Here is a 572-nt window from a genome sequence, read left to right on the forward strand (position 1 = left end):
TAAATTTTATTTCTTTACTGTTCCTAAGGCAAGTGCCTGAGGCCATTCTATATAAGGTGCGTCTACACTCGGACGGACTGCGGCCAAGCCTTACAGGCCCGACCAATTTGTTGCACCTTTTCCGGACAAACGCCCCCATGCGCACGCTCTACACCCACGCCCGCCTGCCTGATGACGTCGGCAGTCCCGCACTCGACCGCTTCGCCGTCGACGGCGACCGCTTCGCCGATCCCGACTCCGACGCCCATTGGGACCGGGTGGTGGACTTGAACGGTGCGGTGATCCGCCCGGCCTTCATGGATCTCCATACGCACCCCTCGATCGTGGCGGAGACGTTGGACGCCCTCGCGGCGACGCCGCCCCTGGTGGATTCGATCGAGTCGCTCATCGAGCGGCTGCGCGAACACGCGGCCACGCACCCCGAGGGTTGGATCCTCGGCTGGGGCTACGACGAGAGCCTTTTGGCGGAACACAGGACGCCCACGCGGGAGGACTTGAACCGCGTCTCCGCGACCCGCCCCGTCATGGTGCGCCGCTCAGACTGCCACCGGCTCGTCGTGAACGACGCGGCG

General features: G+C 64.7%; 1 protein-coding gene. It reads left to right on the forward strand.

The window, feature by feature from the left end:
* Nucleotides 1-137 precede the first annotated feature (137 nt).
* Nucleotides 138-572: amidohydrolase family protein (locus tag HMPREF9440_RS11475; RefSeq protein ID WP_172634295.1), on the forward strand; the 435-nt coding region annotated here is incomplete at its 3' end.

It is taken from the genome of Sutterella parvirubra YIT 11816 (assembly GCF_000250875.1).
Lineage (GTDB): Bacteria > Pseudomonadota > Gammaproteobacteria > Burkholderiales > Burkholderiaceae_F > Sutterella > Sutterella parvirubra.